This window comes from Bradyrhizobium sp. INPA03-11B (genome assembly GCF_040446015.1).
GTDB lineage: Bacteria > Pseudomonadota > Alphaproteobacteria > Rhizobiales > Xanthobacteraceae > Bradyrhizobium > Bradyrhizobium macuxiense_A.
The window spans coordinates 36,708-61,429 of the sequence record NZ_JASGSR010000014.1 but is presented as its reverse complement, the minus strand read 5'-3'; the positions used below and the strand labels follow the sequence as shown (position 1 = coordinate 61,429).

Below are 24,722 nucleotides of genomic sequence, written 5' to 3'. Positions count from 1 at the left end.
CAGAAACGAGCAGAAACATTCCGGCTGGGAAACGCACCGAGGACCCCTATGTCGCTCGACCTCAAACGCCAGTTCATTGCGCAGCTTGTCGAGAGTTCCAGGCTGCTGCGCAATTATATCGATCATCGCGCCAAGGCGCGAGGCACCACGCGCGCGCAATGGATCGTGCTCTTCCGCCTGCGCGAGCAGGAAGGACTGTCCCAGGTCGACCTTGCCGACGTACTCGAATTGCAGCCGATCTCGCTGGTGCGGCTGCTTGACCGCCTTGTCGAGCATGGCCTGCTCGAACGCCGTCCCGACCCCAGGGATCGCCGCGCCAATCGTCTATTCCTGACCAGGACCGGGCGCCGCCTCGTCGACGATCTCGACAGTCTGCGCGATGCGATCGCCGGCGACGTGCTGCGCGACGTATCAGACAAACATGTCGAGAGTGGCCTCGCCACGCTTCGCGAGGTCAAGGATCGCATCAAGGCGCTCGGCGAGGACGCCGAGCACATCGCCGCGAAATAGCGCGCGTCGCGTCGCGCGCAGTCCTGCGCTCGGTCCCCAGGTTGCGGTTCGCGCGACGCGGTTGAAACGCCGCGGGATGTCGTTCATATCGCGCAGCGACGGTGCGAGAGGATGAGGGTAGCGATGGATGAGTTGAACGGGCGAATGATGGCTTGCCAGATCCTGGTCACCGGATTGATCGCGCGCGTCGCCAACGAGCAGCGTGATCCGCTGCGCTTTCTCACCGACTTCCGCGACGAGGTCAAAGCGGTCGTCGACGGCGTCAATATCGCCGGCCTCGAGAACAGCGACCGTGTGCGGCAGGTCGCGCAGCGGACCATCGACGAGCTGTTTTCGCTGATGAAGCCGCCAAGCGCCGAGTGATTGTCGGCTACAGTTTAGAACCGCTATTAGAACGCTTAAAAACTTGAGCTTAGAACGATTTCAAACCGCAGATTAGAATCCCTTTGAACTGGGGCGATTCAAGCAAACTGTGGCGCTGATCGCATTGATAAAAAAGGTCACGCTCGATAACCGGAGGAGACAGTTCGTCGCACGTGATTTCGCGACGAATTTGCTTTCTGGGGGCGTGCAAGACAATGAGCAATGTGAAGGCGCCGAGATCGCTGCGCTTTGAAGCGGCGATCGGTTCGGCTGATGATACGGGTTATTCCGCGTCGAAGGTCTCCGCAGTCGCGAGCCTGATCGCGGTGGCGTCGTTCTCGGGGGCCGAAGCGCAGCAGACCAACCTGCCGCCGGTGAATGTCGATGCCCCGGTCGCGCGCCCGCGGCCCGTCTCCTCCAAGCCGACGTCGGACCAGGTCCGCGCCCGCAACGCGCTGCGCCGCGCCGCGCGCCGCAGCAATCAGCAGGCCCAGCAGGCGCCGGTGCCGTTTCCCAATGCCGGCGGTCTTCCCGCCGACCGCGATCGCTATGCGGATCCGGCCGCGCCGTACAAGGGCGACCGTCTGCAGGCATCCGGGAAGTATCCCGAGCCGATCCTGAACACGCCGAAGTCGGTCACGGTGCTGACCAAGGACGTGCTCGAGGACAAGAACGCGACCTCGCTGAAGTCGGCGATCCTGTCGACGGCCGGCGTGACGCTCGGCACGGGCGAGGGCGGCAACGCGTTCGGCGACCGCTTCTTCATCCGCGGCTTCGACGCCCGCAACGACATCTTCATCGACGGCGTGCGCGATGCCGGCGTCAGCGTCCGCGAGAACTTCTTCACCGAGCAGGTCGAGATCCTGCGCGGCCCGGGCTCGTCCTTTGCCGGCCGCGGCACCACGGGCGGCGCGATCAACATCGTCACCAAGCAGGCGACGACCGAGAACAGCTTCTACAACATGGACACCTCGTTCGGCACCGATCGCACCAAGCGGGTGACGCTCGATGTCAACCAGGTGATCAGCCCGACGCTGGCGATCCGCGCCGGCGGCCTGTTCCAGGATGCCGGCGTCGCCGGCCGCAGCTATGTCACCGACAATCGCGATGGCGCATTCGTCGCCGGAACGTGGAAGCCGGTCGATGCGGTGAAGATCACCGGCAACTATATCCATACCGAGCTCACCGGCATCCCGGATTTCGGCGTGCCGTACTACCGGCCGAGCACCGCGAGCACGGCCGGCGGCCCGTTCCCGGATTTCGGCGTCAACCGCAACAATTTCTACGGCTTCGTCAACCGCGACTTCTTCAGGACCGGGCAGGACATCGGCACGATCAACGCCGAGGTGCAGATCACGCCGGACCTCGTGATCAGCAACAAGATCCGGGAATCGCGCTCGACCCAGAACTACATCGGCACGCTGCCGGAATCGCCGGTGCTGACCAATCCGCTCTCGGCCTCGACATTGACCGCGAATCCGCAGAGCCGTTACCAGGTCACCGACGTGTTCGCCAACCAGACCGAAGCGACCTACAAATTCAACGACGGCGCCGGCTTCAAGCACACAGCGCTTGCCGGATTCGAGTATGACAACGAAAGGTCATCGATCGACAAGTATCTTGGTCTGAACTCGGAAGCGCTGCCTGGCGGGTTCAGCGGCGGCGGATCGCTCTCTGGCGTCAGCGTGTTCAATCCGCAATACACCAACATTCCGTTCCCGATTCCGTCGGGACTGTCCGGGCTGCCAACCAAACTCACCATCGACACCAAGAGTGTCTATGTCATGGATAGCGCCAACTACAACGATCTCGTGATCCTCAACGGCGGCGTCCGCTATGACGATTACAACATCAAGACCAGTGGCTATGGTACGGTCAATGGTGTCGCCAACGTTTTCGGTCAGCAGCAGCAAGACTACGGCATGCCGAACTTCAACCTTGGCCTGACGCTCAAGCCGTTGCCGAACGGGAGCGTCTATGCCGCCTATGCCACGTCATCCAACCCGGTCGGCGCGGAATTTGACGGTTCGAGCATTCAGTATGGTGGCCTCGCGCCGGTCCTCAACGGCAATCCAAGCCAGATCTTCGGGCCGGAGAAGAACAAGGCGATTGAAGTCGGCACCAAGTGGGAGTTGTTCGACCGCCATTTGCTGGTGACTGCTGCGCTGTTCCAGACCGAGAAGGAGAACGCGCGCGAATCCATGAACGTCACCGCGGCGACCGCAACCGCAGCATGTCCCTATCCGGCCGGCACGACTGGAACCGTCTCCTGCATAAGCGCCGGCGCGGCCTATCGCATCCGCGGCATCGATCTCGGAGTGGGTGGCAAGCTCACCGACAAGTGGAGCATGTTCGGCGGTCTGGTGTTAATGCAGTCGGAAGTGACCAAATCGAACATTCCGCCAGCGAACACGACTCTGTACACCACGAATGTTGGCCTGCCGCTCTCCAACGTGGCGCATCAGTCGTTCAGCATGCTGACGAAGTATCAGCTCACCGACATGTGGGAGCTTGGCGGGCAGGCGGTGTATCGCTCCAAGGTCTATGGCGGCACCTTCCTTGCCGCCAACCAGGGCACCTCGATTCCGAGCTACTGGCGCTTCGACGCCTTCGCCGAGGCAAAGATCGACAAGCACTGGACCATGAAGCTGTTCGTCAACAACATCTTCGACAAGCGCTACTACGACGCGCTGTACCAGAGCGCTGCGCCATTCGTGCTCGAGGCACCGGGGCGCGCTGCGTATCTGGTTGTGTCTGCGCGTTACTGACGGAGGCCTCGCGGCACAAGATGCTGGTCTGTATTCCCAACGTATTGAGCAGGGCTGATGTGGCGGACTTCCGCCGCATCATGGACGCCAGCGATTGGGAAGACGGCCGCTCGACCGCCGGTGCTGCTTCCGCGATGGTCAAGCGCAACGAGCAGCTGCCGCCCGACAGCGAGGTCGCGCGGCAGCTCGGCAACCGGATCCTGTCGGCGCTGTCGGCAAGCCCGCGCTTCATCTCGGCGGCGATCCCGTTTCAGATATTTCCACCCTTGTTCAATCGCTACGCCGCAAGCGACGGGCACCATTTCGGCCTGCATGTCGACAATGCGGTGCGGGGGGACAGGCTGACGGGCCTGCGGATCCGCACCGACCTGTCGGTCACGCTGTTTTTATCGGAGCCGGAAGACTATGATGGCGGCGAGCTGGTCATCGAGGACCTCTACGGATCGCATGAAATCAAGCTGCCGGCGGGTGATCTCGTGGTTTATCCTGCTTCCAGCTTGCATCTGGTCACGCCGGTCACGCGGGGCGTGCGGGTAGCATCTTTTTTCTGGCTGCAGAGCATGGTACGGGATGCCCACGCGCGCAGCCTGATCTTTGATCTCGATACCGCGATCCAGGCTCTGGTGGAGCGGCTGGGGCGCGATGACCCTGAAACGGTCAAATTGACCGGGATTTATCACAACCTGATCCGTCACTGGGCTGAAGTGTAACTGATGATGACATTCAAGTTCCCCGCTGCATCCGCCATGATCGCCTCGCTGGCGATGCTGATGCTGGCCGCTCCGTCTTCGGCGCAGCAGCAAACGGCGCCTGTCGCGCAGCCCGCGCCCGTGACCCGGCCTCAGACCGCACCCGTGGCGCAACCGCAGGCGGCCCAGCCTGCAACGGCCCAGCCTGCGGCTGCCCAGGCCGCGCCGGTGGTCCAGCCGGCGCCCGCCGCGCCGCAGGCACAGGTGGCGCCGGCACCGGCCGCCGCGGCTCCGGCACCGGCTGCCCTCGATGCGTCGCCGGCCGCGCCCGCGAGCGGCGACGGCAAGGCCCTGAAGTCGACCGCGACCGGCCTGCACGAATTGTCGCCGTGGAACATGTTCTTGAACGCCGACATCATCGTGAAGGCGGTGATGCTCGGTCTCGCCTTCGCGTCGCTCGTGACCTGGACCGTGTTCATCGCCAAGATGGTCGAGCTGACCGTCGCGCAAAGCAAGCTGCGCGGAGCGCTCGCCAAGATCGCTGAATCGCGGTCGCTGGCGGAAGCGCAGTTCGCGCTGGGCGCCAAGGGCACCGTGCTGTCGTCGTTCATCGGCGCCGCGATGCGCGAAGGGCGTCTGTCGGCTGGCATCTCCAGCGATGCCGGCATCAAGGAGCGTGCGGCGTCGAGCTTTGCCGAGATCGTGCGCGCCGAAGCCCGCAAGATCCGCATCGGCATGGGCCTGCTCGCGACCATCGGCGCAACGTCGCCGTTCGTCGGCCTGTTCGGCACCGTGTGGGGCATCATGAACAGCTTCATCGGCATTTCGAAGTCGCAGACGACGAACCTTGCCGTGGTGGCGCCGGGTATCGCGGAAGCGCTGCTCGCCACCGCGATCGGCCTCGTCGCGGCGATCCCTGCCGTGATCATCTACAACCATTTCTCGCGCGTCACGAAGGTGTATCTCGAGCTCGTCAACCGCGCCTCGGGCGCCGCGGGACGGCTGCTGTCGCGCGATCTCGATCGCACCCATGGCAGCATTCCCGGCGAGGTTCCGCGCAGTGCGCATGGGCGCGCTGCCGCGGCGGAGTAGGCGATGGCAGTCTCGATCTCCGAGAACGACGGCGACGACGATTTCGCGGAATCCCACGAGATCAACGTCACGCCGTTCATCGACGTCATGCTGGTGCTGCTGATCATCTTCATGGTGGCGGCGCCGCTCTCGACCGTCGACCTGCCGATCGATCTGCCGACCTCCAGCGCGACGCCGCAGAAGAAGCCGGACAAGCCGACCTATCTCAGCATCAAGCCGGACCTGACGCTGGCGATCGGGGAGAACGCGGTGAAGCGGGCGGAGCTGATCAATTCGCTGGATGCGGTGCCCGACATGAGCCGGGACAAATACGTGTTCCTGCGCGCCGATCGCATGGTGCCTTATGGCGAACTGATGGGCGTCATGGAGCTGTTGCGCGCCGGCGGCTACACGCATGTGAAGCTGGTCACGCTCGAGGGCGTGCCGGGCGCGCCTGGAGCGGCGCCGGCCGAGCCGGCCAAACCCTGACGGCGAACCGCGATGTCCACCAACCCCGATCTCGATCTGCGTGCGTCGAAGCGGCTCTGGGTGATCGCCGCGGTGACGGCGGTCGGGCTGCATCTGGGCGGCGCGGCGCTGGCGCTGACGAATTTGCGCGGCGACGACGGCGACGAGGGGCTTGGCGCTGCCGGCGCGGAGTTTGCCGTCGAGCTTGCCTCTCCGGATGTGCCTGAAGAAGCCGCACCGCCGGGTGCACCGGCCGACGAGCAGCAGGCCGTGCAGGAGATGGCGCAGCAGAAGGCAGAGGTGAAGGACACCGACCTGCCTCAGGAAAAGCCTGTCGAGGCCGACGACCCCGATCGCATCGTGACGGAGGACACCGCCAAGAAGCAGAAGGAGGAGGAGGCCAAGGTCGCCAAGGTCGAGACCAACGCGCAGGAAGCGCAGCAGGCCTCGGAAGCGGCCGCGCCAACCAAGCTGGAGGATGCGCGTCAGTCGGAGACGACGAAGGCGCCCAATCCTGGGATCGGCAAGGACAAGTTCGCGCTGACGGCCAAATGGGGCAAGAAGATCAGCGCCTATCTCGACCTGCACAAGAAATTCCCGGAGAACACCAAGACCAAGGAGGGCAAGGTGAAGCTTGCCCTGGTGCTCAATCGTCTCGGCAAGGTCTTGTCCGTCGCGGTGATGGAAACGTCCGGGGATGCCGCGTTCGACGACGCGGCGGTCTCGATGGTCCACCGTTCCGATCCGGTGCCGGCGCCGCCGGCGGGGCTGACCGAGGACCAGTTCTCCTTCACGCTTCCCGTCACGTTCAACAAGCCGAAGATGTAGTCGCCGTCATTCCCCGATGCGCAATTGCGCATCTGAGGGCGCGACGAAGTCGCGAGCCCGGAATCCATTTCACCATTGACGTGCGTCGCCCAATGGATTCTGGGCTCTCGCTTCGCGAGCCCGGAATGGCGGGACGTCAGCTCTTCTTCACCAGCGGGCAGACGCTCTTCTCGAGTGGCAGCCAGGCTTCGTCAGCCGGGATCGTCGCGACCAGCTTGTAATAGTCCCACGGATATTTCGACTCTGACGGCTTCTTCACCTCGAACAAATAAGCGGGGTGGATCTTGCGGCCGTCGACGCGGATCGAGCCTTTGCCGAACAGCGGATCGTCGGTCGGCAACTCCTTCATCTTGGCGACCACGGCGCGGCCGTCATGCGGATTGCCGCCGAGCGCTTCCAGCGCTTTGAAATAGTGGATCAGCGACGAATAGACGCCGGCCTGCACCATGGTCGGCGGGTTCTTCTTGAAGCGCTCCATGAAGCGCTTGGTGAAGGCGCGGGTCTGGTCGTTCATGTCCCAGTAGAATGTCTCGGTGAAGTTCAACCCCTGTGCGACGTTGAGGCCGAGCGCGTTGATGTCGGTGATGAACAGCAGCATGCCCGCGAGCCGCTGACCGCCCGAGACGATGCCGAATTCGGCAGCCTGCTTGATCGCGTTGGTGGTGTCGCCCCCGGCATTGGCAAGGCCGACGATCTTGGCCTTCGAGCTTTGTGCCTGCAGCAGGAAGGACGAGAAGTCCGCATTGTTGAGCGGATGCTTGACGCTGCCGAGCACCTTGCCGCCATTCGCGGTGACGACGTTCGAGGTGTCGCGCTCCAGTGCCTGGCCGAACGCATAATCCGCGGTGAGGAAGAACCAGGTGTCGCCGCCGGACTTCACCAGCGCCTTGCCGGTGCCGTTGGCGAGCATGTAGGTGTCGTAGACCCAGTGCACCGTGTTCGGCGAGCACTGTGCGCCGGTGAGGTCGGACGAGGCGGAGCCCGAGTTCAAATTGACGACGTTCTTCTCCTTGGCGAGGTTGGCGATCGCAAGGCCGACATTGGAGGCCGCAAGATCGACGAACACGTCGACCTTCTCGACATCGATCCACTGCTTGCCGATGTTGACCGCGACATCGGGCTTGTTCTGGTGATCGGCCGAGATCAGGTCGATCTTCCAGCCCTTGGCCAGCAGCCCGGAATCCTCGATCGCCATCTGCGCCGCCACCGTCGAGCCGGGACCGCCGATATCCTGATAGAGACCGGACTGATCGCCGAGGGCGCCGACCTTGGCGACCTTGTCCATCGTCTGCGCCGACGCTGTGCCGGCGAATACGAGGCTCGTGGTCACAACCAGGGCTGCAATGGAACGCTTCATCTTCCCTCCAGTATGATTTTGTTTTTGAGTTCCGCATTATGCCCGGCATCGGGCGCATCGCCTAGGGCGCCGCTTCGATCGAGCGCGCGTGATATTCCACGCAGCGGCGATTGAGAGACCGAAAACGCGCGACGCGATGCCGCGGGTTCGCGCGTCGATCATGAAGTCGGCGAATGGGATGAAGCGCGGGCGGCGCTATTTCCAGTAGTAGCGGATCGCGACGTAGACCACGACGAGGCAGGCGAAGATCAGCGCCACCGGCATCGGACGCTTGGCGTTCGGATCGGCGGTGGTCGCCTTCTTGGCAGGCAGGCGGCGGAACGCGGTGACGTTGCCGGTGTCGGCGACCGGTTCGCGCGTGCGCGCCGGAACCTCGGGCGCCTTTCCGGCGCCGCCCATCTCCACGTAGTAGGTGCGATACATCTCCTGGATCGTCGCCTCGCTGGCCTCGGCGTCGCTCATCTGCTCCGTGAGCTTCTTGTAGATCGCCAGGAAATTCTGCGCCTCGGGCGGCAAAGCGGAAGCGCCGTTCAGCTTCGCCATCATCTTCCAGGTCGCAAAGTCCGCGCGCGCGCGGGTGTCGGCGCGTCGTGCAATCAGCATATCGGCAGCTTTGATCACCATGGCCTCGAAGCGTTCCTGTCCCCGCGCATGATCCGGAAAATTGGATACCGATTTTCCGATCAGGTCATGTGCAAATCAAGGCTATGTGTTTCCGGTAATAAGGAGAAGGGCGTTGATTACATAGCCGGTCAGAATTCGCAGTATCGTTGAAATAACATCAAGATTTAGGCCGACCTGCCTGCCGATCACGGGCAGCAGGATCAGCAGTCCGATCAGGATCAGCATGCCGTAGGGCTCGAGTCGGGCGAGCGGGATCGCCAGCGGCCGCGGCAGCAGCCCGACCGCGACCCTTCCGCCGTCCAGTGGTGGGATCGGCATCATGTTGAAGATCGCGAGCACGATGTTGATCAGGAACGCGTTTTTCAGATTGTCCGCGGTCCATTTTGCCGCATCGGCCGGAACCAATGGCAGCACGTGGAATGCCAGCGCCGCCGCGGTTGCCAGGATGATGTTGGTGACCGGGCCGGCCAGCGCCACCCACACCATGTCGAGCTTGGGATGGTTGAGCTTACGGAAATTCACCGGCACCGGCTTGGCGTAGCCGAACAGGAACGGCGAATGCGCGAACAGCAGCACCGCGGGCAGGATCAGCGTGCCGAACGGGTCGATATGCTTCAGCGGGTTGAAGCTGACGCGGCCGAGCTTCCAGGCGGTGTCGTCGCCGAGCCGGTGTGCGACGAAGCCGTGCGCGGCCTCGTGGAAGGTGATGGCGATGATCACCGGCAGCACCCAGACGGAGATGTCGTAAAGGGAGATGTTCAATTGCGTGCCGCCTTGAGTTCGCTTTGACCAGACCCTCAGGCTAGCACGGATTCGATAACGACTTCGCCGGCCAGTGGCGCTGTGGCTCAGCGCGCGTCGGGTGCGACGACGGGCTTCGCCGTGCGTGCCCGTTGCGGCTGGGTGGTCGCGATCCAGATGCCGGCGAACACGGTGACGATGCCTGCCATCAGATTCCAGCTCAGCGGCTCGCCGAGCAGGACCGCGCCGACCAGCGAGGCCGCGATCGGATTGACGGTGACCGAGATCGCCACCCGGGTCGGCGTCGTCCGCTCCAGCGCGAAGGCCCAGAGATAGAAGGTGAGCGCTGCGCCGAACGCGCCGAGATAGGTCGCGCCGAACCATTGCGGCACGCCAAACTCCGCGACCGGCGCGAAACTGCCGCGCAGCAGCGAGGCCGCGATCAGGACCGCGGCGCCAGCCGCCATGGCGAGCGTGGTGAAGGGGATCGGGCCGGAGCGTCGGATGAAGGGTTTCGACCAGATGCTGTAGAGCGCCATGCACAGCGCGGCCGCGACCATCAGCAGATCCCCGCGCCAGGCGCCCGGCGGCGCGGTGGCGAGGCCGGAAAGCAGCGCCATCGAGACACCCAGGATGGTGACCAGCACGCCTGTGGCCTTGCGCGCGGTGAGTGGCTCAGCACCGAGCGCCGCGCCGACCAGCATGGTCAGCAGCGGCAAGGTCGAGAGCGCGAGCGCGCCCCGCGCGGCTGTTGTTGATATCAGTGAGGCATTGAACAGGATCGGAAACGCCGCGAAGAACAGCAGGCCGAGACCGATGACGCCGAGCCAGTCGCGCCGCGGCGGCCAGCTTCCACGTTGCAGCAGGGCCAGCGGCAGCAGCAGCAGGACGCCGATGCCGAAACGGAACGCGCCGATCGCCAATGGATCGATCGCGCCGACCAGGAACCGCGTCGCTCCGATCGAGGTCCCGCCGATCGCACTGGACAGCAGCGCGGCCAGTACCCCCCAGATTTCGCCCATCCCGTTCGATCTCTCTGTTTCGCTTGCGCAATCTAGGGATGAGGAGGTATTCATGGAATGGAATAAATATGATGGATAAAATCACAGATCGTTATGAGTGCGCCCGTCCTGGACCCGGATCTCCTGCAAGCCTTTGTCGCGGTGGCGGACCATCGCTCCTTCACCCGCGCCGCCACGGCGCTGAACCGGACCCAGTCCGCCGTCAGCATGCAGGTGAAGCGGCTGGAAGAACGGCTGCAGGCCGAACTTTTTCACCGCAGCACGTCCAGCGTCGACCTCAGCGCCGCCGGCGAGGGGCTGCTCGGCTACGCCCGCCGTATTCTCAGCCTCAACGCTGAGGCGATCGGCCGGGTGCGCGAGCACGGCACCGACGGGCGGGTTCGCCTTGGCGTGATGGACGACTACGGGACGTTGATGGTGCCGCCGCTGCTCAAGGAATTTGTCGCCAACTATCCGCTGATCCATGTCGAGATGGAGACGGGGCTGACATCGTCGATGACGGACCGGCTCGGCGAAGCCTATGACCTCGTGATCGCGATGCACCCCGAGGGGCGCGGCGAGGGTGAGTTGCTGCGCACTGAGCAGGCGGTGTGGGCCGCCAGCGCATCGCATCGTGTCGAAGAACTTGATCCGCTGCCGGTCGCGCTCTATCCGCAGGGCTGTCTGTTCCGGGCCTGGGCGATGCAGGCGCTGGACGAAGCGAGCCGGCCGTGGCGGCTCGCTTTTGTCAGCCATAGTCTTTCTGCGGTCGAAGCGATCGCGGCGCAGGGGCTCGCCGTGACCGTGGTTAAGTCCGGTACTTTTCCGCCGGCGCTGCGACGCCTGACCGCGCGTGACGGCATGCCGCGGCTGCCGCGGGCCGAAATTCGTCTGCACCGCGCGCCAAATCTGTCGCGCGCGGCATCACTACTGGCAGATCATCTGGTCGCCGCGCTTCGGCAGCAGGCGAAGCGCGCGGGTTAGTAGGTCGCGCGGCCGCCAGAGATGTCGAACACCGCGCCGGTCGAGAAGGCGCAGTCCTCCGAGGCCAGCCACGCCGCCATCGCGGCCAGCTCCTCGACCTGCACGAAGCGGGCCTTCGGAATCTTCGACAGCATGAAGTCGATATGCGCTTGCGTCATCTGGTCGAAGATCGCCGTCTTCGCCGCAGCCGGCGTCACCGCATTGACCAGGATGTCGTGCTGCGCGAGCTCCTTGCCGAGCGACTTGGTGAGCGCGATCAGGCCGGCCTTCGACGAGGAATAATGCGCGGCGTTCGGATTGCCTTCCTTGCCGGCGATCGAGGCGATGTTGACGATGCGGCCGTATTTTCGGCCGATCATGGTCGGCACGATTGCCTTGCAGCAGATGAAGGGACCCTCGAGATTGATGCGCATCACCCTGCGCCAGTCGTCGAGATCGGTCTCCCATACCGGCTTGTTGGCGCCGGTGATGCCGGCGTTGTTGACGAGGATGTCGATCTTGCCGAATGCCCTGAGCGTTTGATCGCGCGCGGCGTCGACCGCAGCGGGATCGGTGACGTCGGTCTTGATCGCGATCACGTCCTCGCCGATCGCCCGCGCGGTCTGTTCGGCGAGCGGCTGGTCGAAATCCCAGATCGCGACCTTGGCGCCGGATGCGACGAAGCGCTCGGTGATGGCGCGGCCGAACCCTTGCGCGCCGCCGGTGACGACGGCGCAGCGGCCGTTGAGATCGATCTTGTTCATGCTGGATGCCTTTGCGTGCCCGTCAGAGCATGAAGCCGCCGTCGACGACCATGTCGACGCCGGTGGTGAAAGCGGCTTCGTCGCTCGCAAGATACACAGCCATGGCTGCGATCTCCTCGGCGGTTCCAAGCCGGCCCATCTTCTGGCGGGCGACGAACTTCTCGCGTCCGTCCGGACCCGCGGCAGCTGCGCGCTCCAGCATCGAGGGCGTTTCAACGGTGCCGGGGCAGATCGCGTTGCAGCGGATGCCCTGGGTGATGAAGTCGAGCGCGACCGCGCGCGTGAGCAGCGAAACCGCCGCCTTCGACGCACTGTAGACGTAGCGATTGGCCGGCGGCCGCAACGCCGCGCAGGACGAAATGTTGACGATGCTGCCGCCACCGCCTTCCAGCATCGCAGGCAGAAACGCCTTGATGGTCCGGTGCATGGATTTGACGTTGAGATCGAACGAGAAGTCGAAGTCTTCGTCGGAGCACTCCAGAATGGTGCCGTGATGCACGAAGCCCGCCGCATTGAGCAGGATGTCGATCTTGCCGACGCGCTTGGCGAAGCTGTTGACGTCGGCGGTGCTGCGAACGTCGAGCCGGGCGGTCTCGGCGATGCCTTCCTTGCCCAGCGTGGCGACGCCGCTCTCGTTGATGTCGGTGGCGATCACGGTCGCGCCTTCACGCGCGAATGCGATCGCGCATGCGCGCCCGATGCCGGCCGCCGCGGCGGTGACAACGGCGCGCTTTCCCTTCAGTCTGTCTGACATGCTTTTCTTCCCTTCCTCTTGCCCGTCATTCCGGGGCGCGCGCAGCGCGAACCCGGAATCTCGAGATTCCGGGTCTGGTGCTTACGCACCATCCCGGAATGACGGTTTGATGCTTCAATGATTATCCCGCGCCACGCCGACCTTGCCGGCGATGTCGTGGTAGCGCGTCGCAAGCTCGAGGCAGGCGCCGGTGGCGTGCTGGCCGACGGTCTGGCGGTAAAGCTCCTGCCACGGCGTCTGGTTGGCCGGGTGCGGGAAGCCGCCCTTGGCCTTCAATTCGGCGCGGCGGGTGCGCAGCTCATCTTCGGAGATCATGATGTTGGCGCTGCCCTTGTTGAGGTCGATGCGCACCTTGTCGCCGCTCCTCAGGATCGCGAGCCCACCGTCGGCGGCGGCCTCCGGCGAGGCGTTGAGGATCGACGGCGAGCCCGATGTGCCGGACTGCCTGCCGTCGCCGATGCAGGGCAGGGACAGGATGCCACGTTTGATCAGCGCCGCCGGCGGCTGCATGTTCACGACCTCGGCGCCGCCGGGATAGCCGATCGGGCCGGTGCCGCGGATGAACAGGACGCAGTGCTCGTCGATGTCGAGCGCGGGATCCTCGATGCGGTTGTGGTAATCCTCCGGGCCTTCGAACACGACGGCACGGCCCTCGAAGGCGTTGAGGTCCTTCGGGTTGGACAGATAGCGGTCGCGGAACTCCTTCGAGATCACGCTGGTCTTCATGATCGCGGAATCAAAGAGATTGCCGCGCAAGACCAGAAAGCCGGCGTCCTTCACCAGCGGCTTGTCGTAGCCCCAGATCACATCGCCGTCGGGCTTGGGCGCCTCCTTGCAATTCTCGCCCATGGTGCGGCCGTTGACGGTGAGGGCGCCTTCATGGATGCGCTTGTGCTTGATCAGCTCGCGCACGACAGAGGGCACGCCGCCGGCGCGGTGGTATTCCTCGCCGAGATAGAAGCCGGCCGGCTGCATGTTCACCAAGAGCGGAACGTCGTGGCCGTATTTCTGCCAGTCGTCGATCGACAGCTCGACGCCGACATGGCGCGCCAGCGCGTTGATATGGATCGGTGCATTGGTCGAGCCGCCGATCGCGGAGTTGACCACGATGCAGTTCTCGAACGCCTCGCGGGTCAGGAAGTCGGACGGCTTGACGTCTTCCCAGACCATGTCGACGATGCGTTTTCCGGTCTCGTAGGCGATCTGGCCGCGCTCGCGATAGGGCGCCGGGATCGCCGCGCAGCCCGGCAGCGAGAAGCCGAGCGCTTCCGCCAGCGAGTTCATCGTGGAGGCGGTGCCCATCGTGTTGCAATGGCCGACCGAGGGCGCCGAGGAGGCCACGATCTCGATGAACTGCTCATAGTCGATCTCGCCCGCGGCGAGCCGCTCGCGCGCCTTCCACACCACGGTGCCGGAGCCGGTGCGCTGGCCTTCGTGCCAGCCATTCAGCATCGGTCCGCCGGACAGCACGATCGCCGGCAGGTTGACGGTCGCAGCCGCCATCATGCAGGCCGGCGTGGTCTTGTCGCAGCCGGTGGTCAGCACCACGCCGTCGAGCGGATAGCCGAACAACACCTCGACGAGGCCGAGATAGGCGAGGTTGCGGTCGAGCGCCGCGGTCGGGCGCTTGCCGGTCTCCTGGATCGGATGGGTCGGAAACTCCATGGCGATGCCGCCGGCGGCGCGGATGCCCTCGCGGACGCGGTGGGCAAGCTCGAGGTGATGCCGGTTGCAGGGCGATAGGTCGTTGCCGGTCTGGGCGATGCCGATGATCGGCTTGCCCGACTGCAATTCCTCGCGGGTCAGGCCGTAATTGAGGTAGCGCTCGAGATAGAGCGCGGTCATGCCCGGATTGTGCGGGTTGTCGAACCATTCCTGGGAGCGGAGCCCGCGGCCCTTGCCCTTTGTGGTCTCGCCTGCGGCGCTATGCCCGTTGGTGTGGGGTTTTGTCATTGGTTTCTCCCGCAATGCAAATCTTGCTGGGCCCATTCAAGGGCTCTGGTTCAACGTCGTTCTACCTTGCGCAAATCGTCGGTTATTACAAACTCAGGCGATCACGCAGAGGTGTTTCACTGGATGGATTGGACCTTAGTTGAAGGCACTTGGTTGCGCTATCATTTTGTCATTTTTCGCGTCCTTGTGACGGGCTGGTGTCGGGTGGATGTCAGTTGCGTCGCGCCGAGCTTTGCCGATCCATGACACTAAAGCCGAGATCGACGACGGGCTCAGCGGGCCGGCGGCCTTCCAGCGTCTCGATCACCATCATGGCAGCGTTTCTGCCCATTTCGTAGCGATTGGTGCGGACGCTGCTCAGCGTCGGCTCGCTCGAGGCCATGAATTCGAGGTCGTTGAAGCCGACGATCGCCATCTGCTCCGGTACCGCCATGTGGCGGCGCTTGCATTCGAACAACGCGCCGAGCGCAAGGTCGTCATTGACGCAGAACACGGCGTCGATGTCGGGCGCCTTGGCGAGCAGGTCGGCAAACAGCGTCCCGCCCAAGGTCACCGAGGTCGGTATGGCCGTCGTGACGATGAGCTGCGGATCGAACAGCGCCGCCTCGGTCATCGCGGCGCGATAGCCGTCCAGCCGCCGCTGCACCCGCGGATCCATCCGCGCGCCGAGGAAGCCGATCCGCCGGTAGCCCTGCGCGAGGAGGTGGGCGATCGCACCTTTTGCCGCATCAAAATGCGAGAATCCGATCATCATGTCGATCGGGGCGGGGCCGACCTCCATGATCTGCACGATCGGGCAATCGACCGTTTCCATGATGCGGCGGGAATCGGCGGTCTGGTTGATGCCGGTAATGATCAGCCCGGCCGGCTTCTGTGCCAGAAAAAGACGCAGCAGGCGTTCTTCCTGGAGGATGCTGTAGCGGGTGTTGGCGAGCTGAATGCTGTAGCGGCTGCCGTCGAGCGCGTCATAGATGCCGCGCAGCACGTCGGCGAACACATTGTTGGTCAGCGACGGGATCAGGACACCGATCACCTCGGTGCGCTGCGACGCAAGCGCGCGAGCCGCGAGATTGGGCACGTAACCGAGTTCTTTTGCCGCACTCTCGACCCGGGCGCGCTTGCCGGCCGACAGTGCCTCCGGATTCCTGAAGAAGCGCGAGGCCGTAATCGGACTGACACCGGCGAGCTTCGCGACTTCGGCGAGCCGGATCTTGCCAGGCGTGATGCGCTTTCGGGCCATTTGCCGCTCATATCACGACGTTCGTCGCAGACAAACCGATATTGACAGCGCTACCAAGCGATTGCTAATCGAACGATTGCCAAAACCGGATAAACTGCGGACAATATCGTCAGTCCAACAGAGCCGCGCACCCAGCGTGGCCGGAACAAAACAGAGCGGTGGCGGCACTCGTCGTACGCCGTCGGGAACTTGAGGGAGGGAAGTGGATGTCGTCGGTCCAGATTCGCGACGTGCGGAAATCGTTCGGCAATTTTGAAGTCCTGCACGGCGTGTCGATCCCGATCGAGGACGGCGAGTTCGTCGTTCTGGTCGGCCCGTCGGGCTGCGGCAAGTCGACCCTGCTGCGCATGCTGGCGGGACTTGAGAACATTACCTCAGGAACGATCTCGATCGGCGACCGCGTCGTCAACAATGTCCAGCCCAAAGAGCGCGACATTGCGATGGTGTTCCAGAACTACGCGCTCTATCCGCACATGACGGTCGCCGACAACATGGGCTTCTCGCTCAAGCTGCGCGGCGCCAAGGCCGAGGAAATCTCGACCGGCGTCAAGCGGGCGGCGGAAATCCTCGCTTTGACGCCGCTGCTCGAGCGCTATCCGCGCCAGCTCTCCGGCGGCCAGCGCCAGCGCGTCGCGATGGGCCGCGCCATCGTGCGCGATCCGCAGGTGTTCCTGTTCGACGAGCCGCTGTCGAACCTCGACGCCAAGCTGCGCGTGGCGATGCGCACCGAGATCAAGGAGCTGCACCAGCGGCTGAAGACCACGACGGTCTACGTCACCCACGACCAGATCGAGGCGATGACCATGGCCGACAAGATCGTGGTGATGCATGACGGCATCGTCGAGCAGATGGGCTCGCCGCTCGAGCTGTATGACACGCCGGCGAACCAGTTCGTCGCCGGCTTCATCGGCTCGCCCGCGATGAACTTCCTCAAGGGCAATGTGAAGGTGAACGGCGCCGCCTATTTCGAAGGGCCGAACGGGGTCAAGCTGCCGCTGAAATCCGCGCCGGCCAATTCCGACGGCAAGCCCGCGGTCTATGGTGTGCGGCCGGAGCATTTCACCATCGCCGATGACGGCGCCGAGGCCGAGATCGTGGTGGTCGAGCCGACCGGCTCGGAGACCCAGGTGTTCGCCAAGCTCGGCGGCGAGCAGGTCGTCGCCGTGTTCCGCGAGCGCCATCTGTTCAATCCCGGCGACAAGGTTCGACTCAAGCCGGATCCGGGCCTGGTTCATCTGTTCGACGATGCGACGGGGAAACGACTAAATAGCTGACGGACTGATCGATCATAATGGCCGACCAACAGGCCAGATCAAAAAAACAATAAAAACACATTTATTGGGAGAAGGACGATGCACGATTTGACTCGCCGCTCGCTACTTCAGGGCGGCACCGCGCTGGCCGCAGCCGGGATGCTCACCGGGCCGGCGTTGTTTGACTTCGCCAAGGCCTGGGCGCAGAGCGCGCCCTGGAAGGCGGAGCCCGGCGCCAAGCTCACTGTGATGCGCTGGAAGCGCTTTGTGCCCGCGGAAGACGACGCGTTCAATGCCATGGTGGCGGCCTTCAAGGCGGCAACCGGCACCGAGATGAACGTATTCAGCGAGTCCTTCGAGGACGTGCAGCCGAAGGCTTCGGTTGCCGCCAACACCGGCTCGGGTCTCGACCTCGCCTGGGGCCTGCACACGCTGCCGCAGCTGTTCCCGACCAAGGTCCTCAAGATGAACGACGTTGCCGATTATCTCGGCAACAAGTATGGCGGCTGGACGGATGCGGCCGCCAAGACCTGCAAGCTCGGCAATGATTGGCTTGGCATCCCCGTCGCCACCAACGGCGGGTACATGACCTATCGCAAGTCGGCGACCGACAAGGCGGGCTTCAAGGAATTCCCGAAGGACTTTCCGGGCTTCCTCGAGATGTGCAAGGCGTTGAAGGCGAACAACACGCCGGCCGGCTTTGCGCTGGGACATGCCAGCGGCGACGCCAACGGCTGGCTGCACTGGTTGCTCTGGGGCCACAACGCCTGGACCGTCGACAAGGACGACAAGGTCATCATCAACTCGCCGGAGACGATGAAGGCGCTGGAATATGCCAAGGCGCTGTCGGAGACCTTCATTCCGGGCGTCGCGTCCTGGAACGACTCCTCCAACAACAAGGCGTTCCTGGCCGGCGAGCTCTATTGCACGCTCAACGGCATTTCCATCTACGTGGCCGCCAAAACTGATCCCACCAAGAAGGAACTTGCCGAAGACACCTATCACGCGCTGCACCCGATCGGCCCGATCGGCAAGCCGACGGAATTGCAGCTGGCGTTTCCAATCCTTGCCTTCAACTTCACCAAATATCCGAATGCCGCAAAGGCGTTTGTCGCGTTCATGCTGGAGAAGGAGCAGTACGACAAGTGGCTGGATGGCGCTCAGGGTTACCTTACGCAAACGCTGAATGCGTATGAGTCGGCGCCGGTGTGGACGGCGGACCCCAAGAACGCCGTGTTCGCGCAGGCCTCCAAGCGCACGCTCCCGGCCTCCGGCATCGGCACGCCCGGCGAGAAGGCGGCGACCGCAATCGCCGACTTCATCGTGGTCGACATGTTTGCGAACTACTGCACCGGTGCCAAAGACGGCAAGGCCGCGATGGTGGAAGCCGAGCGGCAATTGAAGCGTATCTATCGCTGATGTGATCGGCGCGGGCGGCGGATCGCCGCCGCCCGCACCGTCATTTGGAATGACATCACTGGAATATTGCGTGGTCATGCTCAATCTTTTGAGCAATCGGGACATCGCCTATGGCTGACATTGCGCTAGCGCCGCGACGTGCGAAGACCGAAATCCGCGAAGCGACCGCCTGGGACAAGCTCCGCCACAACAAGAACTGGCTCGGCTTCTGGTTCATGTTGCCGGCGTTGGCGTTCCTGATCTTCTTCCTGGCCTATCCGCTGGGGCTCGGCATCTGGCTGTCCTTCACGGATGCGCGGATCGGGCGCGTCGGCCACTACATCGGCACCGAGAACTATGAATGGCTGTGGGACGATTCGATCTTCTGGCTGTCGGTGTTCAACACGCTGATCTACACCTTCATCGCCAGCGCCATTAAATTCGCGGTCGGGCTCTATCTGGCGCTGCTGCTCAACGAGCGCATGCCGTTCAAGGCGCTGCTGCGCGCCGCCGTGCTGATCCCCTTCATCGTGCCGACGGTGCTGTCGGCGCTGGCGTTCTGGTGGATCTTCGATTCCCAGTTCTCGATCATCTCCTGGTCGCTGAAGCATCTCGGCCTGATCACGCAAAACATCAATTTCCTCGGCGACAGCACATGGGCCCGGATCTGCGTGATCTTCGCCAATATCTGGCGCGGCGTGCCGTTCGTCGCGATCACGCTGCTGGCGGGCCTACAGACCGTGCAGCCATCGCTCTATGAAGCGGCGACGCTCGATGGCGCCTCGCGCTGGCAGATGTTCCGCTTCATCACCTATCCCTTGCTGACGCCGATCATCGCAGTCGTGATGACGTTCTCGGTGCTGTTCACCTTCACCGACTTTCAGCTGATCTGGGCGATGACCCGCGGCGGCCCGGTCAACGCCACCCATCTAATGGCGACGCTGTCCTATCAGCGCGCGATCATCGCCGGGCAATTGGGCGAGGGGGCTGCGATCTCGAGCGCGATGATCCCGTTCCTGCTCGCCGCGATCATGGTGTCCTGGTTCGGCCTGCAGCGCCGGAAGTGGCAACAGGGAGAGAGCAATGATTGATCTCTGCCGCTTGCTGGTATCTTTGCGCGAACGGGGCAAGCCCCGCGCGCGCCCGGGAGAAAACAATGACTGATCTCCCCGCCCAGAAGGCCGACCTCAAGTCCATCCTGTCGACGCCGGCGCGCGTCGATAATAGCGAGGGCATGAGCTATTTGCAGTCGGTGCCGCGGCGGATCGTGACGCTCTACATCCCGCTGTCGATCATCGTCATCATCCTGCTGTTCCCGTTTTATTGGATGGGGCTGACGGCGATCAAGCCGGACGACCAGCTGCTCGACCTCGACAGGTACAATCCGTTCTGGACCTGGAATCCGACCTTCAAGCACATCCACAAGCTGCTGTTCGAGAGCTACTATCCGCACTGGCTCTGGAACACGATGTATGTGGCGATCGGCGCCACCGTGCTGTCGATCATCGCCAGCGTGCTCGCGGCCTACGCGATCGTGCGGCTGCGCTACAAGGGCGCCAATGTCGTCGGCGGTCTGATCTTCCTGGCCTATCTGGTGCCGCCGTCGATCCTGTTCATTCCGCTTGCCACCGTCGTCTTCCAGTACGGCCTGTTCGACTCGCCCTTAGCGCTGATCCTGACCTATCCGACGATCCTGATCCCGTTCTCGACCTGGCTGCTGATGGGCTATTTCAAGACCATCCCGTTCGAGCTCGAGGAGTGCGCGCTGATCGACGGCGCCAGCCGCTGGCAGATCCTGATCAAGATCGTGCTGCCGCTCGCCATTCCCGGCCTGATCTCGGCCTTCATCTTCTGCTTTACGCTGTGCTGGAACGAGTTCATCTACGCGCTGACGTTCCTGCAATCGACCCCGAACAAGACCGTGCCGGTCGCCATCGTCAACGAATTCGTTGACGGTGACATCTATCGCTGGGGTTCCCTGATGGCAGGGGCGCTATGCGGCTCGCTGCCGCTGGTTATTCTTTACGCCTTCTTCGTTGAGCATTATGTCTCGGCGATGACGGGTGCCGTGAAGGAATGACGCGCAAGGCCCGCAGCTGAATTCGAACAACAAAGCCAACAAGACAAGAAAAGGAGAGCAGGGTCGTGCACATTCTGATTCTGGGCGCCGCCGGCATGGTCGGCCGCAAGCTGACCGAACGTCTGCTGCGTGAGGGCCGTCTCGGCAAACAGGACATCACCAGGATGACCCTGCAGGACGTGGTCGCGCCGCAGAAGCCCGCGAATGCCGCGATCCCTGTCAGTGTCGTGGCGTCAGATTTCGCCGATGCCGGCGCTGCTGCACCCCTGATCGCTGAGCGTCCCGACGTGATCTTCCATCTCGCCGCGATCGTCTCGGGCGAGGCGGAGGCCGAGTTCGACAAGGGCTACCGGATCAATCTCGACGGCACGCGCTACCTGATCGACGCGATCCGCGCCGTCGGCGGCGGCTACAAGCCGCGGCTGGTGTTCACCTCTTCGATCGCGGTGTTCGGCGCGCCGTTCCCCGAGAAGATCGGCGACGAGTTCTTCCACACGCCGCTGACCAGCTATGGCACGCAGAAGTCGATCTGCGAGCTGCTGATCAACGATTACACGCGCAAGGGCCTGCTCGACGGCATCTCCATCCGTTTGCCTACAATTTGCGTGCGCCCGGGCAAGCCGAACAAGGCGGCGTCCGGATTCTTCTCCAACATCATCCGCGAGCCGCTGGCGGGCGAGGAGGCGGTCCTGCCGGTCTCCGAGGACGTCCGGCATTGGCACGCCTCGCCGAAGTCTGCGGTCGGATTCCTGGTCCATGCCGGCACGATGGACCTCAATGCGATGGGGTCGCGGCGCAATCTCAGCATGCCCGGGATGTCCGTCACCGTCGGCGAGCAGATTGCCTCGCTGGAGCGCGTCGCCGGCAAGAACGTCACCGCGCGGATCAAGCGGGTGCCCGATCCGACCATCATCAGCATCGTCTCGGGCTGGCCGCGCGATTTCGCCACCGACCGCGCGCTGAAGCTCGGCTTCACCACCGCCGAGAAGACGTTCGACGACATCATCCGTATCCACATCGAGGACGAGCTGGGCGGCAAGTTCGCCGCCTAGCTCAGCAGGCGCACGGGTCTTGGGATGACCAGGGTTGCCAGCATCGGCGAATGCATGATCGAGCTGCGGCAGGCGCCGGGCGGCCAGCCCGGCGGGCTGTATTCGCGTTCCTATGGCGGCGACACGCTCAACACCGCGGTCTATCTGTCCCGGCTGGGCGTCCACATCGATTACATCACGGCGCTTGGCGATGATCCGCTCAGCGATGAGATGATCGCCGGCTGGGCGGCGGAAGGCATCGGGACCAAGCATGTCGCGCGATTGGCGGGCAAGCTGCCCGGGCTCTATCTGATCCAGACCGATGATAGGGGCGAGCGGCGGTTCTTCCACTGGCGCGACAGCGCCGCCGCGCGCGAGCTGATGGACCTGCCCGATACGGAAGATTTGCTGAACTCGCTCGCGACGTACGATCTCGTCTATCTCTCGGCGATCACGCTCTCGATCCTGCGCGAGGAGGGGAGGGAACGGTTGATGGCGGCGCTGAAGCGCGCGCGGCTTCTTGGCACGCGCTTCGCGTTCGACACCAATTTCCGCGCCCGCGGCTGGCCGGACCTGACCGTCGCGCGGAAGGTGTTCAGCAGCGCGTTCGAGACCGCCGATATCGTGCTCGCTTCGACCGAAGATCTGGCGCCGCTCTACCCCGGCGAGAGCAACACGGCGCTGCTCGCCGGCATCTCGAGCCCCGAGGTCGTGCTCAAGCTCGCCGAGCCCGCTTGCATCGTGCGCTCCCCCGCGGGGACCAACGAGGTGAGGGCGGAGCCGCTGATCAAGCCGGTGGTCGATACCACGGCGGCCGGCGACAGTTTCGCCGCGGCCTATCTCGCCGCACGCCTCGGTGGCGCCGAGCCCATCGAGGCGGCGCGCGCCGGCCATCGTCTGGCCGGCGTCGTGGTGTGCTATCCCGGTGCGATCATTCCACGCTACGCCATGCCGCCGAAGAAGGCGCCTCGTCCCCCACCATCCCGCAAGGCCTCGCTATGACAACGACACCAAAGCAGGACCAGATCGCCGAGTTGATCCGTCAGGCCACCGTGATCCCGGTGCTGACCATCGAGCGGCTCGCCGACGCCGTACCGCTCGCCAGGGCGTTGGTCGCCGGTGGCGTGCGGACGCTGGAGGTGACGCTGCGTACGGCGGTCGCGGTCGATGCGGCCAAGGCCATCATCGCCGAGGTGCCGGACGCTGTGGTCGGGATCGGCACGATCCTCAACACCGACGATCTGGCGCGCGCCGAGGCGCTCGGCGCCAAGTTCGGCATCAGCCCGGGCGCGACGCCCGAGCTGTTGAAGGCGGTGGCCGCCAGCCGGCTGCCCTTCGCACCGGGGATCGCGACCGCATCCGAGCTGATGCAGGCGCTGGCGCACGGCTTCGACGTCGTCAAATTCTTCCCCGCCGAGCAAGCCGGCGGTATCAAGGCACTGCGAGCCTTGGCCGGCCCATTCCCGAACGTCAGGGTCTGCCCGACCGGCGGTATCGGCGAGGCCAATGCGGCGACCTGGCTTGCCGAGCCCAATGTGCTTGCGGTCGGCGGCTCCTGGCTGTGCCCGGCCTCCGATATCCGCGCCGGCAACTGGGCCGGCATAACCGCCATGTGCGCCAAGGCGATGAAAACGCTGAAAGCTGGCTGAAGATACGCTACATAACTCCCGAACAGGAACAGGGAGATACGGCCATGACAGCAGCCAGCATCGTGGGTTGGGCGCACACGCCATTCGGAAAGTTCGACGCGGAGACCGTCGAAGGTCTCGTGGTCAAGGTCGCCAATGAGGCGCTCGCCGATGCCGGCATTGCCGCGTCCGATGTCGATGAGATCATGCTCGGCCATTTCAATGCCGGCTTCTCGCCGCAGGATTTCACGGCCTCGCTGGTGCTGCAGGCCAATCCGGCGCTGCGCTTCAAGCCGACCACCCGGGTCGAGAACGCCTGCGCCACCGGGTCGGCCGCCGTGCACCAGGGCATCCGCGCCATCGAGGCGGGCGCCGCGAAGATCGTGCTGGTGGTCGGCGTCGAGCAGATGACCAGGACGCCTGGCCCGGAGATCGGCAAGAACCTCTTGAAGGCGTCGTACCTGCCCGAGGACGGCGACACGGTCGGCGGTTTCGCCGGCGTGTTCGGCAAGATCGCGCAGGCCTATTTCCAGAAGTACGGCGACCAGTCGGATGCGCTGGCGATGATCGCCGCCAAGAACCACAAGAACGGCGTCGCCAACCCCTATGCGCAGATGCGCAAGGATTTCGGCTTCGAGTTCTGCCGCGCCGAGAGCGAGAAGAACCCGTTCGTCGCCGGCCCCTTGAAGCGCACCGATTGCTCGCTGGTCTCTGACGGCGCTGCCGCGCTGGTGCTGACCGATGCCGAGACCGCCAAGTCCATGGGCAAGGCGGTGAACATCCGCGCCACCGCCCATGCGCAGGATTTCCTGCCGATGTCCAAGCGCGACATCCTGCAGTTCGAAGGCTGCACCACCGCCTGGCAGCGCGCGCTGGACAAGGCCGGCCTGCAGCTCTCCGATCTCTCCTTCGTCGAAACCCACGACTGCTTCACGGTCGCCGAGCTGATCGAATATGAAGCGATGGGCCTGACCCCGAAGGGGCAGGGCGCGCGCGCGATCATGGAGGGCTGGACCCAGAAGGACGGCAAGCTGCCGGTCAATCCGTCCGGCGGGCTGAAGGCCAAGGGCCATCCGATCGGCGCCACCGGCGTCTCGATGCATGTGATGACCGCGATGCAGCTTACGGGCCAGGCGCCCGAGGGCATGCAGCTCAAGAACGCGCAGATCGGCGGCATCTTCAACATGGGCGGCGCTGCGGTCGCCAACTACGTCTCGATCCTCGAGCCGGCGAAGTAG

General features: G+C 64.1%; 24 protein-coding genes. 16 read left to right on the top strand and 8 right to left on the bottom strand.

The genetic code is table 11. The features are described 5' to 3' along the window. Nucleotides 1–48 precede the first annotated feature (48 nt). The 7 genes from QMZ05_RS08270 (at nucleotide 49) to QMZ05_RS08240 (ending at nucleotide 6,697) form a co-directional block, all read left to right on the top strand. Nucleotides 49–510, top strand: a complete 462-nt coding sequence (locus QMZ05_RS08270; protein ID WP_074131887.1) for a MarR family transcriptional regulator — start codon at nucleotides 49–51, stop codon at nucleotides 508–510. Nucleotides 511–633: 123 nt separating this feature from the next. Further along, nucleotides 634–873, top strand: coding sequence for a hypothetical protein (locus QMZ05_RS08265; protein ID WP_353700353.1), 240 nt, complete (start codon nucleotides 634–636; stop codon nucleotides 871–873). Nucleotides 874–1,088: 215 nt separating this feature from the next. After that, nucleotides 1,089–3,641 carry a TonB-dependent receptor gene (locus QMZ05_RS08260; RefSeq protein ID WP_353700352.1) on the top strand — a complete coding sequence of 851 codons (2,553 nt, stop codon included), beginning with the start codon at nucleotides 1,089–1,091 and terminating at the stop codon, nucleotides 3,639–3,641. Nucleotides 3,642–3,661: 20 nt separating this feature from the next. Further along, nucleotides 3,662–4,351, top strand: coding sequence for a Fe2+-dependent dioxygenase (locus QMZ05_RS08255; RefSeq protein ID WP_353700351.1), 690 nt, complete (start codon nucleotides 3,662–3,664; stop codon nucleotides 4,349–4,351). A 3-nt stretch (nucleotides 4,352–4,354) separates the two neighbouring features. Further along, complete coding sequence (gene exbB / locus QMZ05_RS08250; protein ID WP_353700350.1) at nucleotides 4,355–5,422, top strand: tonB-system energizer ExbB; 1,068 nt, start codon at nucleotides 4,355–4,357, stop codon at nucleotides 5,420–5,422. Nucleotides 5,423–5,425: 3 nt separating this feature from the next. After that, nucleotides 5,426–5,890 carry a TonB system transport protein ExbD gene (exbD, locus tag QMZ05_RS08245; protein ID WP_353700349.1) on the top strand — a complete coding sequence of 155 codons (465 nt, stop codon included), beginning with the start codon at nucleotides 5,426–5,428 and terminating at the stop codon, nucleotides 5,888–5,890. A 12-nt stretch (nucleotides 5,891–5,902) separates the two neighbouring features. Next, the gene (locus QMZ05_RS08240) at nucleotides 5,903–6,697 is read left to right on the top strand and encodes a TonB family protein (protein ID WP_353700348.1); all 795 of its coding nucleotides are present in this window, start codon (nucleotides 5,903–5,905) and stop codon (nucleotides 6,695–6,697) included. A gap of 136 nt (nucleotides 6,698–6,833) precedes the next feature. Here QMZ05_RS08240 and QMZ05_RS08235 read toward each other — a convergent pair whose 3' ends face one another. The 4 genes from QMZ05_RS08235 to QMZ05_RS08220 form a co-directional block, all read right to left on the bottom strand. Further along, nucleotides 6,834–8,054 carry an ABC transporter substrate-binding protein gene (locus QMZ05_RS08235; RefSeq protein WP_353700347.1) on the bottom strand — a complete coding sequence of 407 codons (1,221 nt, stop codon included), beginning with the start codon at nucleotides 8,052–8,054 and terminating at the stop codon, nucleotides 6,834–6,836. Nucleotides 8,055–8,249: 195 nt separating this feature from the next. Beyond that, a complete protein-coding gene (locus QMZ05_RS08230; RefSeq protein WP_353700346.1) occupies nucleotides 8,250–8,678 on the bottom strand; it encodes a hypothetical protein in 429 nt (142 codons plus the stop codon). An 81-nt stretch (nucleotides 8,679–8,759) separates the two neighbouring features. Then, nucleotides 8,760–9,440 (bottom strand): site-2 protease family protein, encoded by a 681-nt coding sequence (locus tag QMZ05_RS08225; RefSeq protein WP_353700345.1) that lies wholly within the window; start codon nucleotides 9,438–9,440, stop codon nucleotides 8,760–8,762. A gap of 86 nt (nucleotides 9,441–9,526) precedes the next feature. Beyond that, nucleotides 9,527–10,441 (bottom strand): DMT family transporter, encoded by a 915-nt coding sequence (locus QMZ05_RS08220; protein WP_353700344.1) that lies wholly within the window; start codon nucleotides 10,439–10,441, stop codon nucleotides 9,527–9,529. 93 nt (nucleotides 10,442–10,534) lie between these two features. Here QMZ05_RS08220 and QMZ05_RS08215 point away from each other — a divergent pair, with 93 nt between their 5' ends. Continuing rightward, complete coding sequence (locus QMZ05_RS08215) at nucleotides 10,535–11,404, top strand: LysR substrate-binding domain-containing protein (RefSeq protein WP_353700343.1); 870 nt, start codon at nucleotides 10,535–10,537, stop codon at nucleotides 11,402–11,404. On the opposite strand, the gene QMZ05_RS08210 is transcribed toward QMZ05_RS08215, so the two are convergent. The 4 genes from QMZ05_RS08210 to QMZ05_RS08195 all read right to left on the bottom strand — a co-directional run bounded on the left by QMZ05_RS08210 (nucleotide 11,401) and on the right by QMZ05_RS08195 (nucleotide 16,094). Further along, on the bottom strand, nucleotides 11,401–12,147 hold the full coding sequence (locus QMZ05_RS08210; protein ID WP_353700342.1) for an SDR family NAD(P)-dependent oxidoreductase: 747 nt from the start codon (nucleotides 12,145–12,147) through the stop codon (nucleotides 11,401–11,403). The two genes, QMZ05_RS08215 and QMZ05_RS08210, sit on opposite strands and share 4 nt — an antisense overlap. Nucleotides 12,148–12,169: 22 nt before the next feature. Next, complete coding sequence (locus QMZ05_RS08205; protein ID WP_353700341.1) at nucleotides 12,170–12,901, bottom strand: SDR family oxidoreductase; 732 nt, start codon at nucleotides 12,899–12,901, stop codon at nucleotides 12,170–12,172. Nucleotides 12,902–13,015: 114 nt separating this feature from the next. Further along, nucleotides 13,016–14,854, bottom strand: a complete 1,839-nt coding sequence (locus tag QMZ05_RS08200) for an IlvD/Edd family dehydratase (RefSeq protein ID WP_353700340.1) — start codon at nucleotides 14,852–14,854, stop codon at nucleotides 13,016–13,018. Between the two features lie 211 nt (nucleotides 14,855–15,065). Continuing rightward, on the bottom strand, nucleotides 15,066–16,094 hold the full coding sequence (locus QMZ05_RS08195; RefSeq protein ID WP_353700339.1) for a LacI family DNA-binding transcriptional regulator: 1,029 nt from the start codon (nucleotides 16,092–16,094) through the stop codon (nucleotides 15,066–15,068). A 206-nt stretch (nucleotides 16,095–16,300) separates the two neighbouring features. On the opposite strand from QMZ05_RS08195, the gene ugpC reads away from it, so the two are divergent. From ugpC to QMZ05_RS08155, 8 genes are all read left to right on the top strand, one after another. Further along, nucleotides 16,301–17,368, top strand: coding sequence for a sn-glycerol-3-phosphate ABC transporter ATP-binding protein UgpC (gene ugpC / locus QMZ05_RS08190; protein ID WP_074127520.1), 1,068 nt, complete (start codon nucleotides 16,301–16,303; stop codon nucleotides 17,366–17,368). A 78-nt stretch (nucleotides 17,369–17,446) separates the two neighbouring features. After that, a complete protein-coding gene (locus tag QMZ05_RS08185; RefSeq protein WP_050418825.1) occupies nucleotides 17,447–18,766 on the top strand; it encodes an ABC transporter substrate-binding protein in 1,320 nt (439 codons plus the stop codon). Between the two features lie 110 nt (nucleotides 18,767–18,876). Next, nucleotides 18,877–19,836, top strand: coding sequence for a sugar ABC transporter permease (locus tag QMZ05_RS08180; RefSeq protein ID WP_050418826.1), 960 nt, complete (start codon nucleotides 18,877–18,879; stop codon nucleotides 19,834–19,836). A 65-nt stretch (nucleotides 19,837–19,901) separates the two neighbouring features. After that, entirely contained in the window at nucleotides 19,902–20,825 is a 924-nt protein-coding gene (locus QMZ05_RS08175; protein ID WP_050418827.1) for a carbohydrate ABC transporter permease, read from the top strand. Between the two features lie 65 nt (nucleotides 20,826–20,890). Then, nucleotides 20,891–21,877, top strand: coding sequence for a D-erythronate dehydrogenase (gene denD, locus QMZ05_RS08170; protein ID WP_353700338.1), 987 nt, complete (start codon nucleotides 20,891–20,893; stop codon nucleotides 21,875–21,877). Between the two features lie 24 nt (nucleotides 21,878–21,901). Continuing rightward, complete coding sequence (locus QMZ05_RS08165; protein ID WP_353700337.1) at nucleotides 21,902–22,858, top strand: sugar kinase; 957 nt, start codon at nucleotides 21,902–21,904, stop codon at nucleotides 22,856–22,858. Beyond that, on the top strand, nucleotides 22,855–23,505 hold the full coding sequence (eda, locus tag QMZ05_RS08160; protein ID WP_353700336.1) for a bifunctional 4-hydroxy-2-oxoglutarate aldolase/2-dehydro-3-deoxy-phosphogluconate aldolase: 651 nt from the start codon (nucleotides 22,855–22,857) through the stop codon (nucleotides 23,503–23,505). The genes QMZ05_RS08165 and eda overlap by 4 nt, the downstream gene beginning before the upstream one ends. 44 nt (nucleotides 23,506–23,549) lie before the next feature. Then, entirely contained in the window at nucleotides 23,550–24,722 is a 1,173-nt protein-coding gene (locus QMZ05_RS08155; protein ID WP_353700335.1) for an acetyl-CoA acetyltransferase, read from the top strand.